At 63.9% G+C, this 16,546-nt stretch carries 17 protein-coding genes and 1 tRNA gene; 7 read left to right on the forward strand and 11 right to left on the reverse strand.

Annotated features, from left to right (window positions below):
* Nucleotides 1-150 precede the first annotated feature (150 nt).
* Complete coding sequence (locus tag ACYQ0G_RS09420; RefSeq protein WP_460101934.1) at nt 151-1,479, forward strand: hemolysin family protein; 1,329 nt, start codon at nt 151-153, stop codon at nt 1,477-1,479.
* 306 nt (nt 1,480-1,785) lie between these two features.
* Here ACYQ0G_RS09420 and ACYQ0G_RS09425 read toward each other — a convergent pair whose 3' ends face one another.
* The 9 genes from ACYQ0G_RS09425 to ACYQ0G_RS09465 form a co-directional block, all read right to left on the reverse strand.
* A complete protein-coding gene (locus tag ACYQ0G_RS09425; protein WP_460101936.1) occupies nt 1,786-2,196 on the reverse strand; it encodes a DUF3035 domain-containing protein in 411 nt (136 codons plus the stop codon).
* Entirely contained in the window at nt 2,196-2,741 is a 546-nt protein-coding gene (gene lspA, locus ACYQ0G_RS09430; RefSeq protein WP_460101938.1) for a signal peptidase II, read from the reverse strand. The genes ACYQ0G_RS09425 and lspA overlap by 1 nt, the downstream gene beginning before the upstream one ends.
* A 1-nt stretch (nt 2,742) precedes the next feature.
* Nucleotides 2,743-5,685 carry an isoleucine--tRNA ligase gene (locus ACYQ0G_RS09435; RefSeq protein WP_460101940.1) on the reverse strand — a complete coding sequence of 981 codons (2,943 nt, stop codon included), beginning with the start codon at nt 5,683-5,685 and terminating at the stop codon, nt 2,743-2,745.
* Between the two features lie 233 nt (nt 5,686-5,918).
* Nucleotides 5,919-6,833, reverse strand: a complete 915-nt coding sequence (locus tag ACYQ0G_RS09440) for a bifunctional riboflavin kinase/FAD synthetase (protein ID WP_460101942.1) — start codon at nt 6,831-6,833, stop codon at nt 5,919-5,921.
* Nucleotides 6,830-7,336, reverse strand: coding sequence for a dihydrofolate reductase (locus ACYQ0G_RS09445; RefSeq protein ID WP_460101944.1), 507 nt, complete (start codon nt 7,334-7,336; stop codon nt 6,830-6,832). Before ACYQ0G_RS09445 ends, ACYQ0G_RS09440 begins: the two co-directional genes overlap by 4 nt.
* Nucleotides 7,333-8,400 (reverse strand): 5-(carboxyamino)imidazole ribonucleotide synthase, encoded by a 1,068-nt coding sequence (locus tag ACYQ0G_RS09450; RefSeq protein WP_460101946.1) that lies wholly within the window; start codon nt 8,398-8,400, stop codon nt 7,333-7,335. The genes ACYQ0G_RS09445 and ACYQ0G_RS09450 overlap by 4 nt, the downstream gene beginning before the upstream one ends.
* Before the next feature lie 93 nt (nt 8,401-8,493).
* On the reverse strand, nt 8,494-8,985 hold the full coding sequence (gene purE / locus ACYQ0G_RS09455) for a 5-(carboxyamino)imidazole ribonucleotide mutase (RefSeq protein ID WP_460101947.1): 492 nt from the start codon (nt 8,983-8,985) through the stop codon (nt 8,494-8,496).
* Nucleotides 8,986-8,987: 2 nt separating this feature from the next.
* Nucleotides 8,988-9,674: a 2,3-diphosphoglycerate-dependent phosphoglycerate mutase gene (gene gpmA, locus ACYQ0G_RS09460; protein ID WP_460101948.1), complete on the reverse strand. Its 687-nt coding sequence runs from the start codon at nt 9,672-9,674 to the stop codon at nt 8,988-8,990.
* Nucleotides 9,675-9,707: 33 nt separating this feature from the next.
* Nucleotides 9,708-9,851, reverse strand: coding sequence for a hypothetical protein (locus ACYQ0G_RS09465; RefSeq protein ID WP_460101949.1), 144 nt, complete (start codon nt 9,849-9,851; stop codon nt 9,708-9,710).
* Nucleotides 9,852-9,966: 115 nt separating this feature from the next.
* Here ACYQ0G_RS09465 and ACYQ0G_RS09470 point away from each other — a divergent pair.
* The 4 genes from ACYQ0G_RS09470 (at nt 9,967) to ACYQ0G_RS09485 (ending at nt 13,487) form a co-directional block, all read left to right on the forward strand.
* Nucleotides 9,967-10,041, forward strand: a tRNA-Thr gene (locus ACYQ0G_RS09470).
* Between the two features lie 206 nt (nt 10,042-10,247).
* Nucleotides 10,248-11,417: an acyl-CoA dehydrogenase family protein gene (locus ACYQ0G_RS09475; RefSeq protein ID WP_460101951.1), complete on the forward strand. Its 1,170-nt coding sequence runs from the start codon at nt 10,248-10,250 to the stop codon at nt 11,415-11,417.
* 31 nt (nt 11,418-11,448) lie between these two features.
* Entirely contained in the window at nt 11,449-11,916 is a 468-nt protein-coding gene (locus ACYQ0G_RS09480; RefSeq protein ID WP_460101953.1) for a PH domain-containing protein, read from the forward strand.
* Complete coding sequence (locus ACYQ0G_RS09485) at nt 11,913-13,487, forward strand: PH domain-containing protein (RefSeq protein ID WP_460101955.1); 1,575 nt, start codon at nt 11,913-11,915, stop codon at nt 13,485-13,487. Before ACYQ0G_RS09480 ends, ACYQ0G_RS09485 begins: the two co-directional genes overlap by 4 nt.
* On the opposite strand, the gene ACYQ0G_RS09490 is transcribed toward ACYQ0G_RS09485, so the two are convergent.
* Nucleotides 13,484-13,780: a GNAT family N-acetyltransferase gene (locus ACYQ0G_RS09490; RefSeq protein WP_460101957.1), complete on the reverse strand. Its 297-nt coding sequence runs from the start codon at nt 13,778-13,780 to the stop codon at nt 13,484-13,486. The two genes, ACYQ0G_RS09485 and ACYQ0G_RS09490, sit on opposite strands and share 4 nt — an antisense overlap.
* A 52-nt stretch (nt 13,781-13,832) precedes the next feature.
* Here ACYQ0G_RS09490 and ACYQ0G_RS09495 point away from each other — a divergent pair, with 52 nt between their 5' ends.
* On the forward strand, nt 13,833-14,828 hold the full coding sequence (locus ACYQ0G_RS09495) for a threonine aldolase family protein (RefSeq protein ID WP_460101959.1): 996 nt from the start codon (nt 13,833-13,835) through the stop codon (nt 14,826-14,828).
* A complete protein-coding gene (locus tag ACYQ0G_RS09500; protein ID WP_460101961.1) occupies nt 14,825-15,769 on the forward strand; it encodes a DMT family transporter in 945 nt (314 codons plus the stop codon). The genes ACYQ0G_RS09495 and ACYQ0G_RS09500 overlap by 4 nt, the downstream gene beginning before the upstream one ends.
* On the opposite strand, the gene ACYQ0G_RS09505 is transcribed toward ACYQ0G_RS09500, so the two are convergent.
* On the reverse strand, nt 15,753-16,538 hold the full coding sequence (locus ACYQ0G_RS09505; protein WP_460101962.1) for a Rossmann-fold NAD(P)-binding domain-containing protein: 786 nt from the start codon (nt 16,536-16,538) through the stop codon (nt 15,753-15,755). The two genes, ACYQ0G_RS09500 and ACYQ0G_RS09505, sit on opposite strands and share 17 nt — an antisense overlap.
* Nucleotides 16,539-16,546 lie beyond the last annotated feature (8 nt).

Genomic DNA, 16,546 nt, shown 5'->3' on the forward strand with positions numbered 1-16,546 from the left:
GCGAGACGGGGTTTCACAGCCCTGGGACCTTCCACACCCGTGTGCGATGGGACGCGCCCACCTGCGTCTCTAGAACCTCCCAACCACTCAATTAACAGCCTGTTCCCCCGAAGCGCTGGCAGCGCCGTGCTTTTGTGCTAGCGAGGAAGCGTGACACCCTATCCCTGGACAGATCTGCTCGTCATCGCCGGCCTGATCTTGCTCAATGGCGTTTTCGCCATGAGCGAGCTTGCCATCGTTTCCGCCCGCACGGGACGGCTGCGCACCTCCGCACAGAAAGGGAGCGCGGGGGCGAAGACCGCGATCGAACTGGCGGCGGACCCGGGCAAGTTCCTCTCCACCGTACAGATCGGCATCACGCTGGTCGGCATCGTCGCCGGTGCCTATTCGGGCGCCAGCCTGGGCGGTCCGACGGGTGAGCGGCTGGTCGCGCTGGGTGTGCCTGCAGAGTGGGCGGACCAGGCCGGTTTTGCGCTGGTCATCGCGCTCACCACCTATTTCAGCCTCGTCGTGGGCGAACTCGTGCCCAAGCAGGTCGCGCTGCGGGCAGCCGTGCCGATCGCCATTGCCATGGCGCTGCCCATGGCCATCCTGGCGAAGATCGCCGCGCCGGTGGTGTGGCTGCTCGATGCGTCGTCGGGCGCCCTGATTCGCCTGCTGGGCGTGAAGCCTGGCGGGCAAAGCTCGGTCACGGCGGAAGAATTGCAGATGCTGTTTGCCGAAGCGACGCGCAGCGGCGTGATCGAGACCGAACAGCACCAGATGCTCGCCGGGGTGGTCCGGCTCGCCCAGCGCCCCGTGCGCGAGGTGATGACGCCGCGCACCGATCTCGACTGGATCGACGTGAGTGCCGACGAAGAGGCGGTGCGCCAGCTGCTCGAGGACAGCCCGCATTCGGTCTGGCCGGTGGCCGACGGCACACCCGACAAGGTCATGGGCCTCGTGCGCGTGCGCGAGGTGCTGAGCGCGCTGCTGGCGGGCGAGGGCCTCCAGCTTGAAGCGCTGATGCGCAAGGCCGAGGTCGTGCCCGACCAGCTCGATGCGGTCGACGCGCTGCGCGTCTTGCAGCAGGCCGATGTCGCCATGGCCATGGTGCATGACGAATACGGCCATCTCGACGGCATCGTGACCCCGGTGGACCTGCTGACCGCGCTGGTCGGCGATTTCGCCAGCGACCAGGACCCCGACGACACGCCCGGCATCGTGGAGCGGGAGGATGGCTCGCTGCTGGTGGCAGGCTCGCTCTCTGCCGATGCGCTCGCCGACCGGCTGGAGCTCGACTACGGCGACGATCGCGAATTCGCGACCGTGGCCGGTTACTGCCTCGCCGTGATGAAGAAGCTGCCCTCCGAAGGCGAATGGTTCGAGGAACAGGGCTGGCGCTTCGAAGTGGTAGATCTGGACGAACGCCGGATCGACAAGGTGCTGGTGAGCGCCATCGCCGGCGACCCCGAAGTGGACGACGTCGCCGGGGATTAGGTTAGGTTTTAGTTTTTGTTTTGCGAACCGACCTCCGTCGGTTCGTCCTCGCTATGCGTGCAGCAAGCTGCACCCGCTGCGGGCGGGCGGTCGCCCTTGCGGTTCGCTGGTCGCGAACCGGACTAGCGCGATATAGGTGAGATCCTGTTCCTGGTCGCGGCAGCCAAAGCGCGACCGCGCGCCGCCGCTTATGCGGCGAAGCCAAGCAACGCGGATGCGTTGCGCCCGGCGTTTGAGGGCGAAAACAAAAAACTGCGGAGCCACGAGGGTTGCAGGTCAAACGCCTGCAACCTCGCGTTGAAATAATCAGCCCGGAATTACGGCCTGCGCCGTACCGCCGTCGCCTTCGGGGGCGGCGATGATGTCGCGGGTGACGGTGCCCTTGGCGACCGTATTGGTCTCTTCCGAACCGACCGACGAACGGATGCCCGGTTCGGCCACGCCGGCCCGGTCGAGCGCGCTGGTTTCCACCGCGCTACGTTCTGCCGGTCCGCCGAAGAGCGCTTCGAGCGTCTGTTCGGCAGCGGTGCCTTCGGCCGGGCGCGGCGCGCCGGGGGCAGGGGGCGTGAGGTTGAAATCGGGCGGTACCACCAGCGGCGCCTGGCGCTGCACGGCGAATTCGTCCGGGCGTTCGCGGTTCAGGAAACCGCCGCCGCCGCAGGCCGCCAGCATGCTCGAGGTCGCGCCGAGAAGGGCGATACGGGTAAGGGTATTCATCAGTTGCTCTCCGCGGCGTCTGCCGGTTTGCCGTGCATGAGGTCATCGACCTCGTCATGATCCTTGTCGCGCATGAAGAAGGCACGGGCAAGAATTATCAGGACGCCGATGGTGATGGCCGCATCGGCGATGTTGAAGATCAGGAAGGGGCGGAATTCCCCGATGTGGAAATCGGCATAGTCGATGACATAGCCAAGATCGTAGCGGTCCTTGATGTTGCCCAGCGCCCCGCCGAGGATCAGCGACAGGCCGAGGATATCGCCCCATGCCTTTTCGCGGAACATCCAAATGGTGACCACCAGCGCGATCAGCGCGGTGACGCCCACCAGTATATAGCGCGATTCCATGCTGTCGGCTTCGAACAGGCCCATCGAAACGCCGAAGTTCTGCGTCCAGCGCAGGTCGAAGAACGGCAGCAGGTCGATCACGCCTTTCTGGCGCAGCTGCAGGGGCACGACCATCAGCCATTTGACCCACTGGTCGATGGCATAGATCGCAAAAGCGAACAGCACGCCGAAAAGGCGCAGGCGCAGCAGCGGGTTCATGTCAGGCAGCATCCATTTCGGCGACGACATCCTCGCAGCGATCGCACAGCGCCCCGTCCTCGGAAACCGAGGGCAGCAGGCGCCAGCAACGGCCGCATTTGTTTTCGTCTGTACGGGTAACGGACACCTCGCCCACCTGCCCCCGCGTCACTGACGCAGTGATGAACAGCTCGGCAAGATCGTCGTCGGTAAAGCCTTCGGGCACGGCATCTGCGGGCACCGTCACATCCGCTTCCAGGCTGGAACGGATGGTCTTGTCACGCCGCAGCGGCTCGATCGCCTCGGTCACGCGCTCGCGCAGGTCGCGCAGCTTCGCCCAGCGTTCGCCATCGGCGGAAACGCCGGGGACCGCGGGCCATTCGAGCAGGTGGACGCTGCCCCCTTCGGGATAGCGCGTGCCCCACGCTTCTTCGGCGGTAAACACCAGCACCGGCGCGGCATAGCGGACCAGCGAATGGAACAGCAGATCCAGCACGGTGCGATAGGCGTTGCGCCGCGTCGAATCCGGGCCATCGCAATAAAGCGTGTCCTTGCGGATATCGAAGTAGAAGGCCGACAGATCCTCGTTGCAGAAATCGACCAGCAGGCGCGTGTAGGTGTTGAAGTCATACGCCTCGAGCGCCGTCTTCAGCTTGCCGTCGAGATCGGCGAGCAGCGCGAGGATATAGACCTCCAGTTCGGGAATCTCGCCCGCATCGCCCATGTCGCCGACGAATCCGTCCAGCGCGCCGAGGAGATAGCGGAAGGTGTTGCGCAAGCGGCGATACTGGTCGCCCACGCCCTTCAGAATCTCGTCACCGATGCGGTGATCTTCGGTGAAATCGACGCTCAGCGCCCACAGGCGGATGATGTCGGCGCCATACTGTTCCATGACCTTCAGCGGATCGATGGTGTTGCCGAGGCTCTTCGACATCTTCTTGCCGTCGCTCGCCATGGTGAAACCGTGGGTCAGCACCGCGTCATAAGGCGCGCGCCCCCGCGTGGCGGAGCTTTCGAGCAGGGAGGACTGGAACCAGCCGCGATGCTGGTCGCTGCCTTCCAGATACAGGTCGGCGGGCCAGCGCAAGGCGGGCCAGCGGCCGCTTTCCAGCGTAAAGGCGTGGGTACAGCCGCTATCGAACCACACGTCGAGAATGTCGGTGGCCATTTCGAATTCTTGGCTGTCGTGATCCGCCCCCAGGAATTCTTCCTTGCGGCTTTCCACCCAGGCATCGACGCCCTGCTGCTTCACCGCCGCGATCACGCGGGCGTTGACTTCGGGGTCCTGCAGATAGCTGCCGTCCTTGCGCACGAACAGCGTGATCGGCACGCCCCAGGCACGCTGGCGGGACAGCACCCAGTCGGGGCGGCCTTCGACCATCGACCCGATGCGGCGGCGGCCCTTTTCCGGATAGAACTTTACCCGCTCGATCTCGGACAGGGCGGTTTCGCGCAGCGTCTTGCCATCGGGCGTGGTGCCTTCCTTGTCCATCGGCACGAACCATTGGGGCGTGCAGCGATAGATGATCTTGGCTTTCGAACGCCAGCTATGCGGATAGGAATGCTGGTAATTGTCGCTCGCCGACAGCAGCGCGCCTGCCTCACGCAGATCCGAACAGATCGGGCCGTCGGGCGCGTTGAACTGCTTGTTGATGACCGCGCGGCGGCGCTCGTCATTGCCGCCCAGCCATTCCCAGTCGTCGCGATAGCGCCCGTCGCCCATGACGGCGAATTGCGGTTCGATCCCGTTCGCGCGGCAAAGCAGGAAGTCGTCCTCGCCATGATCGGGCGACATGTGGACGAGGCCCGTACCGCTGTCGGTAGTGACGAAGTCGCCTGCGAGCAGCGGACGCGGCTTGGCGTAGAACCCGCCGAGATGGTGCATTGGGTGGCGGGCGACGGTTCCGGCTAGGTCGGAGCCTTTGTATCGGCTATTCTTTGCCCCGAGGGCATCAAAGACATTTACCGTCGGCTCGACAGCGCCTTCGATATTGAGCTTGGAGAGAGCTGCATTCAGCCTAGCCTTAAACTGGTCGACAAGCTCGAAGGCAATTAAGATTCGGGTTGCATCGGCTGGAAGTCCTGCAGCCTCTGCGGCCTCGACGGTTGCTACCGTCCCAGCCTGCGGCGACTGTCCGTCAGGCGCTCCCGCATCGTAAGTGATGTCGAGAAGACGATACTCAATCTCCGGCCCATAGGCCAAAGCCTGGTTCACCGGGATCGTCCACGGGGTGGTGGTCCAGATCACCGCATACGCGCCGACCAGTTCGGGAATGGGGCTTTCGGTGATCTCGAATGCCACGTCGATCTGGGTCGAGGTGATGTCCTCATATTCCACCTCGGCCTCGGCCAGCGCGGTTTCTTCCACCGGGCTCCACATCACCGGCTTCGATCCGCGATAGAGATTGCCGCCTTCCGCAAACTTCATCAGCTCGGCAACGATGGTCGCCTCGCTTTCGAACTGCATGGTGAGGTACGGATTGTCGAAATCCGCCATCAGGCCGAGCCGTTTCAGCTGTTCGCGCTGCACGTCGACCCAATGGGCGGCATAATCGCGGCATTCCTGACGGAATTCGGCCGGGGGGACGGACTTCTTGTCCTTCTTCTTCTTGCGGTACTTTTCCTCGACCTTCCATTCGATCGGCAGGCCGTGGCAGTCCCACCCCGGCACGAAGGGCGCGTCCTTGCCCAGCAGCGACTGGCTGCGGACGACCATATCCTTCAGAATGCGGTTCAGCGCGTGGCCGATATGCATGTCGCCATTGGCATAGGGCGGGCCGTCGTGAAGGATGAACTTCTCGCGCCCGGCACGGTCTTCACGAAGCTGTTCGTACAGCTTCTCTTCCTGCCAGCGCGCAAGGATCTTCGGTTCCTTCTGCGGAAGCCCGGCTTTCATCGGGAAATCGGTCTTGGGAAGGAAGACCGTATCACGGTAATCGCGGCTGGTGTCGTTGCTATCGGCCATAGGCTGCGCGCCTTAGCCGCTTGCGCGCCCCGTGCAAATACTCGTCATCGCGAGAGGGCGAAGGGAAGGCAGTTCTCGGACGGACAATCCACCTCCACCAAAAACTACGTCATTGCGAGGAGCCGAAGGCGACGCGGCAATCCATCCCTCGCCCCCGGTTGCAACGTCTCACGATGGATTGCTTCGCTCCGCTCGCAATGACTTGCGGGAAGGATACCAAGCCCGAAGGCAACCTAGCCCAGCAACCGCCGCGCCTCGTCGCAATCCTTCTCCATCTGCGTGACCAGCCCGTCGAGACTGTCGAACTTCGCCTCGCCGCGCAGGAAGTGGTGGAAACCCACCTCGATCTCCTGACCGTACAGATCGCCGGAAAAATCGAAGAAATAGGGTTCGAGCAATTCCTTGGGCGGCTCGAACTGGGGCCGCACCCCGATATTGGCCGCGCCCTTCAGCACCTGCCCGGTAGCCAGGATCCGCCCCGTCACGGCATATATCCCGTATCTGGGCCGCAGATAGCTTTCGATCGACACATTCGCCGTGGGATAGCCGATCGTGCGGCCACGCTTGTCGCCATGTTCCACCACGCCGCGAATGGCGAAGGGGCGGGTGAGCAGCCGGGCCGCTTCCTGCGGATCGCCTTCGCGCAGCGCCTCGCGCACCCGGCTGGACGACACGGGCTTGCCGCCATCCATCACCGGATCGATTGCGCGAACCTCCAACGGCGATTCGCGCAATCGGGCCACATCGCCCGCCGCGCCCTTGCCGAAGCGGAAATCGTCACCCGTCACCACGCCGCTGGCTCCGATCCGGTCGATCAAGATCCGATCAAGAAAGTGTTCGGCCGTAGTTTCGGACAGTTTTTGGTCAAAATGGAAGACCAGCATCGCCGTGGCACCCGCTGCCAGATAGAGTTCCTGGCGCTGCTCCAGCGTGGTCAGCCGAAAGGGCGGGACATCGGGTTTGAAGTGGCGCACCGGGTGCGGATCGAAGGTGGCGATGATGCTCGGGCGGCCTTCTTTGCGTGCCCAATCAATGGCTTGCTTCGCCACCGCCTGATGTCCAAGATGAAAGCCGTCGAAATTGCCCAGCGCGATAATCGCCCCGCGCAGGGATTCGGGCAACCGCTCGCGATGGTCGAGAAACCTCACGCCGCTGCCTCGCCGACGCGGGTATAGGTGAGGAAGGAATAGGAGGGCCTCTCACCCTCCGCCGCAAAGTCCTCCCGCCCGCAAATCTCCCATTCCGGGCCGAGGGGTGGCATGAACACATCGCCGTCGAAATCCCGATGGATTTCAGTGAGTTCGACCTTCGCAGCGAGCGGCATGAACACGTCGAAAATCGCCGCCCCGCCGATCACCGCGACGTCGCCATCTCCCGCTTTCGCCATCGCTTCCTCGACCGAACGGACTACCTCGGCGCCGGTCGAATCCCACCGTTCGCGCCTTGTCAGCACGATGTGGCGGCGGCCGGGCAACAGGCCGGGCAGGCTCTCGAAGGTCTTGCGCCCCATGATCATCGGCAGGCCCTGCTTGTCCCCTCCCATGGTCAGCGCCTTGAAGCGCTTGAGATCGGCGGGCAGGTGCCAGGGCAGGCGGCCCTCCTTGCCGATCGCACCATTGGCGGCGCGGGCATAGATCAGGAACAGGCTCATGCGCGCGTGTCGAGCGTGATCAGCGTCACGTGGCCCATCTTGCGGCCATCGCTCGCCTCGGCCTTACCGTAATCATGCAGGTGAAGCCGCGCATCGGTCAGCGTAGCATGTGCATTTTCGATATCGCTGCCAAGAATATTGCGCATCTCGACCCCGGCGGCGGTGGTCCGCGTATCGCCCAGCGGCAGGCCCGCAACGGCGCGGATATGGTTCTCGAACTGGCTGGTGGCCGCCCCCTCGATCGTCCAGTGGCCCGAATTGTGCACCCTTGGCGCCATCTCGTTGAAGATCGGGCCTTCATGCGTGGCAAAGAATTCCAGGGTCAGTACACCAACGTATTCGAGAGCATCGGCCACCTTCCGCGCCAATTCGCGCGCCCCATCGATCTGCGCCGAAATCACCTCGCCCGCAGGGAAGTGCGACGCGGCAAGGATGCCATCGCGATGTTCATTGCGGGTCGAATCCCAGAACCGGATTTCCCCATCACGGCTGCGCACGAGGATGACCGAAAATTCAGCGTCGAATTCAACGAAGGCTTCATAGATGCATGGTGTGTCGGGAACGCGGAGCGCCTCCGCTTCGCGTCCGTTTCCGATGCGCCACTGGCCTTTGCCGTCATAGCCGTCGCGCCGGGTCTTCAGGATGCCCGGTGCCCCGAGCCGGTCGACCGCAGCGATCAGATCGTGAGTGGAATCGACCTTGGCATAGGATGCCGGCCTGCCGCCCAGATCCTCGATAAAGCGTTTCTCATTCAGCCGGTCCTGTGCGGTTTCCAGCGCACGCGGATCGGGAAAGATCGCCTGACCCGGGATGCTGCGCGCGGTAGCGACGGGCACGTTCTCGAACTCCCACGTCACGGCATCACAGCGTGCCGCGAAATCGGCGAGGGCAGCGCTGTCGTCCCAGTCCGCAGTCACGAAACCCTCGGCTAGAGTATCCATGACATTATCGCCTTCGGGGGCATAGCCAATCACGCGGTAGCCCAGTTGGGCGGCGCTCGTGGCCATCATGCGACCGAGCTGGCCGCCGCCGAGGATGCCGATGGTGGACCCGCGCTTGAGCAAGAAAATCTCCCGGAAAATTATTCGCCCGGGGCTAGTGCCACAGCGCGATAAGAAAGTTCAGGGCCGCGACAAGCCTGGCCCGATGAAAAGGCGTTAGTCCTCTGGCCGGTCCGTCACCGCATCGCTGCGAGCCTTGCGCCAGTCCTTCAGCCGCTGCTTCAGATGCTCGTCCCCATTGGCTAGGATCGCGGCAGCCATCAGCCCAGCATTGGTCGCGCCTGCTTCGCCGATCGCCAGCGTGCCCACCGGGACACCCGCCGGCATCTGGACGATGGAAAGCAGGCTGTCCTGCCCCGACAGCGCGCGGGATTTAACCGGAACGCCCAGAACGGGGATGTGGGTCAGAGCGGCGATCATACCGGGCAGATGCGCTGCACCGCCGGCGCCTGCGATGATGACGTGAAACCCGTCTGCTTCGGCCGCCTTGGCGAAATCATACATGCGATCCGGCGTGCGGTGGGCGGACACGATGCGGACATCGGTGGCGACCCCCAGTTCATCCAGAACGTCCGCCGTGCACTTCATGGTCGGCCAGTCGGACTGGCTTCCCATCACGATGGCAACTTTTGCCTCCCCCGCGGCCATCTTTATGAATCCTTCAGATAATAGCGTTCGCTGGCAACCGCCGTGCCATCGAATTCATAGATGATCGGCTGGCCGGTCGGAATCTCGAGGCCGGTGATTTCCTCGTCCGAGATATTGGAGAGGTGCTTAACCAGCGCGCGCAGCGAATTGCCGTGCGCCGAGATGATGACCGTTTCTCCCTTGCCGAGCAGCGGCAGGATAGCCTCTTCCCAATAGGGAAGAACCCGCTCGATGGTGAGTTTCAGGCTCTCGGTCAGCGGAACGTCAATATCGGCGTAACGGGGATCGTCCGACAGGTCGAATTCGCTGCCGCGCTCCATTTCGGGCGGCGGCACGTCGAAGCTGCGGCGCCAGATGTGAACCTGCTCGTCACCATGCTTCTCGCGCGTCTGCTGCTTGTCGAGGCCGGTGAGGCCGCCATAATGGCGCTCGTTCAGGTGCCAGTCGCGCGTGACCGGAATCCAGAGCCGGTCGCATTCTTCCAGCGCCATGTTAAGCGTCTTGATCGCGCGTTTCTGTAGCGACGTGAAGGCAGTGGTGGGCAGAACGCCCTTGGCCTTCATCAGTTCACCGGCCGCGCGGGCTTCTGCCTCGCCCTTTTCCGTGAGGTCGACATCCCACCAGCCGGTGAAACGATTGGCGAGGTTCCACTCGCTCTGGCCGTGGCGAACGAGGATCAGCTTCGACATGAATACTCCGGTTTTCCCTAGGAGACCTGCGCGTTAGCGGCCCTCAGGCGGGTTGGAAACCCCGTCGTCGCCCGATTCGCGCATTTCGCGGGTCTGCGTTTTCCTGCGGCGCAGGTTCTCGCGAAGTTTCGCAGCAAGGCGTTCCTCGCGTGTCATTTTGTCGTTTCCAGCGCTCATGGCGCATTCCTCTTGCGAAAATCGATGAAGGAGGCAAGCGAAGGTTGACTTATGTCTCGCTTCTGCCAATAGCGCGCGCCTCCACCCCGCGACGGTTTTTCTCGCGGCGACATGTGCTGCTGTAGCTCAGTGGTAGAGCGCACCCTTGGTAAGGGTGAGGCCGGGAGTTCAATCCTCCCCAGCAGCACCATTTCTCGAGCACGACCTCTTCATCGCAGACCCCAAACGGCTGGCGAGAAACCGACTCCGTGTGCGGCTGACGGTGCTGTTCGCGAAAAGCAGTCGGCTCCAGCGGCGGCGCCTCCGCCTAACGCCCTGCTCAACTACGCCAGACCAGCTTGCCCTTGCCGGTGAATTGAGATGGCGGCATCCTTTCTGGCGAAGGAGAGGGTGGCCATGGATTTCCGGCTTACGCAGCAGCAGGCAGAGCTTCAGCAGGCTGCGCGCAATTTCGCGCGCAAGGAATTGCCCGACCTAGCCCGGCAAATGGAGGAGGGGGACTTCTCCGTCCCTTCCGAAATGATGCGCCGCTACGGCGAGATGGGGTTCCTCGGCGTCAATTTGCCTGAAGAATACGGAGGCCTGGGGCTGGGGCACCTCGAAGCATTGCTGGTGCTCGAGCAGTTCGCCATGATTTCCAATGCAGTCGCCTTTCCTGTGTTCGAGGCGCTGGTGGGGCCGGTGCGGACCGTCGAACGCTTCGGTTCGGAGGCGCTGAAGCAGCGCATCATTCCTGCAGTCGTGCGGGGCGAGGCGACGGTGGCAGTTTCCATGTCCGAACCCGATGCCGGCACAGCGCTGACCGACCTCAACACCCGGGCGAGGGAAGAAGCGGACCATTTCATCCTCGACGGGACGAAGCGCTGGACGTCGGGCGCCGGCCACGCCAGTTACTATGTTGTCTACACCCGCCTGTCCGACGCACCCGGCGCAAAGGGTATCGGCGCACTGCTGGTCGATCGCGAAATGGAAGGCGTGTCTTTCGGCAAGCGCGAGCCGCTGATGGGCTTTCGCGGGATCGAGACGCGCGACATCGCCTTCGACAGCGTCCGGGTACCGCGCGAAAACCTGATCGTGCCTGCCGGGGGCTTCGGCAGACTGATGAGCGCCTTCGGACTCGAACGCTGCGGCAATGCCACGCAATCGCTTGGTCTAGCCGCCGCGGCGCTGGAACAGGCGACCGAGTATGTTCAGGAGCGCACTGCTTTCGGCAAGCCGATCGTCGATTTCCAGGCGGTGCAGCTGCGGCTCGCTGAAATGGCGATGCAGGTCGATGCGTCGCGGCTGCTGATCTACCGTGCCGCCGCCAATGCCGCGCATAATCCCGATGGTTTGCCCGATGTCTACGAAAGCTCGACCGCGAAGTGCTTCGCCAATGAAATGGTGCGCAGCGTCACGGCCAACGGAATGCAGATCATGGGCGGCTATGGCTATCACAAGGATTACGGCATGGAGCAGCGCGTGCGCGACGGTTTCGCCTGGGGCATAGCGGGCGGCACCACCGATGTGCAGAAAACCAATATCGCCGCTGCCATGGTGGGACGGCGTTTCAATCAAAGGCGTTGACGCGACGGGTGTCTTGCATATGCAAGGCGCTATGGACGACAGCCAAGACCTTACCCCGCTCGATCCGCGCTACAAGTCGATGATGCGGCTGGTCGCTGCCATTCCGGCGGTGTTGCTGATTATCGGATCGACCGTTGCGGAAGTGGCCATTCCCGGCTGGACCGGCGTGGTGTGGGTGCCCGCGCTCCTGCTGGCTGCGGTCCTCGTCATTTACATGCCGATGCGCCGGTTCAGTACGCGCGGCTATTCGATCGCGGAAGAGCGGCTGCGCGTGGTGCGCGGCGTGCTGTTCCGGTCCGATACGGTAGTGCCGTTCGGCCGTGTCCAGCATATCGATGTCGATCGCGGCCCGCTCGAACGGATGTTCGGCCTTGCCACGGTGACGGTGCATACGGCCGGATCGCACAATGCCTCGGTCTCGCTCGGCGGGCTGGCGCATGAGGATGCGCTGGCCATGCGCGAGGAAATCCGGCTCGCCATCCGGCGCGACACGCAATGACCGGTGAACCGATGAAGCCCCGGCGGACCAATCCGCTCAGCTTTGGGGTGCGTGCGGTGAGCATGCTGTTTCAGCTCGTGGTCCCGGTGGTGCTGGGCGGGGTGGCTATCCTGAACCGGGAAGGCAATGGCGGGTTTCTTGCCTTTGCCGTGCCGATCCTGATCGCGGTCATCCTCGCCAACGTGTTCTTCGCTTATCTGCAGTGGCTGCGCCTGACCTATACGATCGGCGAGAGCGATGTGCGGGTGGAAAGCGGCATAGTGTCGCGGGCGGCCCGCTCTGTTCCCTACGAGCGCATTCAGGACGTAAGCCTGGAGCAGAAGCTGCTACCGCGCATGTTCGGCCTCGTCGAGGTCAAGTTCGAGACCGGGGCCGGCGGCGGGGACGATCTCAAGCTCGCCTATCTCTCGGAAGCCGAGGGCGAGCGGCTGCGCGAAGTGGTGCGCGATCGCAAGGACGATACGCCAGCCCTTTTGCAGCCCGAGAATGCGCAGGCAGAAGCGGCGGCGATATCCGGAATGGAGACGCCCACAGCCAAACGGGTGGAGCCCGAGGCCGAAACGGTCTTTGCCATGAACCCGCAACGCGTGCTGACCTTCGGCCTGTTCGAATTTTCGCTGGCCATCGTCGCCGTGCTGGCCGGTGCCGCACAGCAGCTGGAGTTCCTCCTGCCCTTCGATCTGTGGGATGTCGACGAATGGCAGCAGCAGCTGGCAGGTCCGGGCCAATGGCTTGCCGATCTCGGCCCGTTTGCGCGGACTGCCGGTTTCATCATCGCTGCCGTGTCGTTGATCCCCATCGGCATTGCGACCGGGGTGATCCGCACATCCCTGCGCGAATGGGATTTCCGGCTGGAGCATACGCCCAAGGGTTTGCGCCGGCGCCGCGGGCTGCTGACACGCACCGATCTGGTTATGCCGCTGCACCGCGTGCAGGCATTGCGCATGGAAACCGGGCTGGTGCGCAAACGCTTCGGCTGGCATTCGCTCAAGATCATCAGCCTGGCGAATGACAGCGGGGGCGACAATCACGACGCCGTGCCCTTCGGCAAGCTGCCCGAACTGGACCAGGTCATCGGCCTGACCGGCTTTCATCGCCCGGCACCCGATACGCAGTGGGTGCGCGCGGCCCCGCGTTATTTCATGGACCGCGTAATCATTGCCGCGTCCATGCTGCTTATCCTCGCCATCATTGCGGCGATTCTAGTCAGCAAACCACTGTGGGCGGTTCCGCTGCTCGCCATCATTCTGGTGACAGCATTCGGATGGTGGCGCTGGAAACGCGACCGCCGGGCGATCGACCATGACCAGATCTACAACCGCATCGGCAGCCTGGCCCCGAAGCTTTCGATCGCTTCGCGCGTGAAGCTGCAGTCGGTCGAAATTTCGCAGGGGCCGATTGCCCGCTGGCGCGGCTATGCGACGCTCCATCTCGGACTGGCGGGCGGCAAGTTCCGTATCAAGGGCGTGCCGCTGGCCCAGGCAGAGCAATGGCGGGCACAGATATGCCGCAGCATGGCAGGCACGGATTTCTCCCGCCTGCTCGATACCAAGGGATCCGCTATCGCTTAGGCGCGCAGGTCGCTGTAATCCTGATGCCGGTCGAACCAGCGTTCGACATAGGAACAGTCGGGCGCGATCTTGAAATTCTGTTCGCGGGCATCGGCGACCAATGCCTTTACCAGTTCTTCGGCCACGCCCTTGCCGCGATGGCTGGGCGGCACGAAGGTATGGGTCGCGTGGCGCACGCCGTTCCGGTCGGTCCAGCTCAGTTCGGCCTTGTCCTCGCTTCCGGACAGCTTGGCGATGTATTCGCCCTGGCTGCCGTTGTCGTGACGTTCGATTTCAATCTGGCTTGTGCTCATAATCGTCTTTCTGTGGTTGTCGGCTCAACGCGCAGGTCGCTATGCGCGTTCCATGCACTTCCTGTCCGACAATTCCGCTTCCGTTCACCCCGCCGTGTGGGACGCGATGCGCGCGGCTGACTCCAGCGATACCCCCTATGATGGCGATGCGCTGAGCGCATCGCTGGACGAGCGGATGAGCGATCTGTTCGGGCGCGATTGCTCGGCATTGTGGGTAGCCACGGGAACGGCCGCGAACTGCCTGGCGCTTGCCACCATGGTGCAGCCGCATGGCGCGGTCGTTTGCCATGAAGAGGCGCATATCGAGATGGACGAGGGCGGGGCGCCCGGCTTCTACCTCCACGGGGCCAAGCTGCTGCTGGGGCAGGGTGAAGGGGCAAAGCTGGACGTGGGTGGCCTCCGCGCGGTGATCGATCCCATTCGCGACGATGTGCATCAGGTCCAGCCGCATGCGATCTCGATCACGCAGGCCAGCGAATATGGCCGCGCCTATCGCCCCGCGGAAATTGCCGCGATCCGGGCGCTGGCGGACGAACGCGGGTTGCACTTTCACATGGACGGCGCGCGGTTCGCCAATGCCGCAGCCTTCCTCGGCGTTTCGGCTGCGACGGCTGCCGGGCCGGTCGATGCGCTCAGCTTCGGCTTCGTGAAGAATGGCGGGATGACTACCGAAGCGATCGTCTTCTTCGATCCCGCCCTTGCGGATGTGGCGAAATACCGCCGCAAGCGGGCGGGGCACTTGCAGAGCAAGGGGCGTTTCCTTGCCGCCCAGATCCACGCCATGCTCGATAACGATGTCTGGCTGCACAATGCGCGCGCGGCCAATGCCGCCGCTGCCGAAATCGCCGGGGCCTGCGGCGACCGGTTGATGCACCCAGTCGAAGCCAACGAACTGTTCGTGCGCTGCACGGCGGACGAGCGTGAGGCGCTGCGCCAGCGCGGCTTCGGCTTTTACGATTGGGGCGGGGATGCCGCCCGCTTCGTGACCGCATGGAATACGCGGGAAGAGGATGCCCGCGCTCTGGCAGAGGCGATTTCCGGTTTATGAGCGCGCAATCCGGCGGCGAAAGCCTGCTTACTCCCCGCAACCTTGCTGCCTTCCTGCTGGTCAGCGTGATATGGGGTGGCACCTGGCTGGTGATCCGCGACCAGATATCCTCGGTCCCGGCAAGCTGGTCGATCACCTGGCGCTTCGTCGTCGCGGCGCTGGGCATGTTCGCTCTGGCCAAGCTGCGCGGCGAACCGCTGCGGCTGCCGCGCGCTGGCTGGCGCTGGGCCTTTGCGCTGGGGCTGTTCCAGTTCTGCCTCAATTTCAGCTTCGTCTATAATGCGGAGAAATTCATCACCTCCGGCCTTGTCGCGGTGATGTTCGCGCTGCTGGTGGTGCCCAATGCGATTTTCGGGCGGCTGGTGCTGGGTCAGCCGATCCGCCGCGAATTCGTGATCGGCTCCTCCATCGCCGCGCTGGGCGTCGCCATGCTGTTCGCGCAGGAATGGCGCGCATCGCCTGCCACGCTGGGCGAAGTGTTGATGGGGGCGGGGCTCACCGTCTGCGGCATCCTGTCTGCCAGTGCGGCCAATATCATTCAGGCTACCGAAGGGGCGAAGCGCCAGCCATTGCTGACGCTGCTCGCATGGTCGATGGCGGTCGGCGTGGTGCTCAACGCAGGCTTTGCCCTTGCCACGCAGGGGCCGCCCCAGTTCGACGACCGGCCGGCCTATGCGCTGGGCATTCTCTATCTCGGCCTGCTCGGCTCGGTGGTGACCTTCCCGCTCTATTACGGGCTGGTGCGCAAGGTCGGGGCCGGAACGGCGGCTTACAGTTCGGTGATCGTTCCGATCGTGGCGATGATCCTGTCGACCCTGTTCGAAGGCTATGTCTGGGGTCCGCTGCCCGCGGCGGGCGCGGCGATCACGCTAACGGGCATGGTGGTGGCGATGCGCGGCCGGACCGCAGCTCCGCCAAGGCGCGCTACGCCCGAGCCATGATCGCGGCCAGGCCTTCGCGATAGGTGGGATAGCGCGGCTCCCAGCCGAGCACGCGTTTCGCCTTGCCATTCGCGACCCTGCGATTTTCCGCGTAGAAACCGCGCGCCATGGGCGAAAGGTCCGCCTCCTCCATCGTTTGGAGCGGGGGCGGCATGGCGCCCAGCAGGCGGCAGGCTTCCTCGGTCACTTCATTGTGGCTGGCGGGCAGATCGTCGCCCAGATTATATGCGCCGGGCGGTGCGTCATGCCGAATGGCAGCGTCGAGGCCGGACACGATATCTTCCACATGCACGCGGCTGAAGACCTGCCCCGGCATGTCGATCCGGTGGGCCGTTCCTTCGCGAACCTTGTCGAACGCGCTGCGATCGGGGCCGTATATGCCCGGCAGGCGGAACACCCGCGCGCCGAGGTCCAGCCAGCGCGCATCGCATTCCGCGCGCGCAGTGCGGCGGCCGGTGCCGGTGGGGGCCTGCTCGTCGACCCAGGCGCCGCCCGCATCGCCATAGACGCCGGTGGAGGATAGATAAGCCAGCCAGCGGCCCGCCAGCCGGCTTTCGTAACGCTCCAGCACGGGATCGCTGCCATCGGCGGGCGGTACCGAGCTCAGCACGACATCGGCACCGGCGATCTGCGCGGCGACAGCGTCATGGTCGGTGAAATCGACCGTCCCGTCGCTGCCGGTGGCATCGACCTGCCATCCTTCCGCACGCATCTTGTGCGCGAAACGCTTTGCCGTGTAGCCGAGGCCGAAGATGAACAAACGAGGCATCGGGGCGT

Source organism: Qipengyuania triglochinis, from assembly GCF_054655615.1.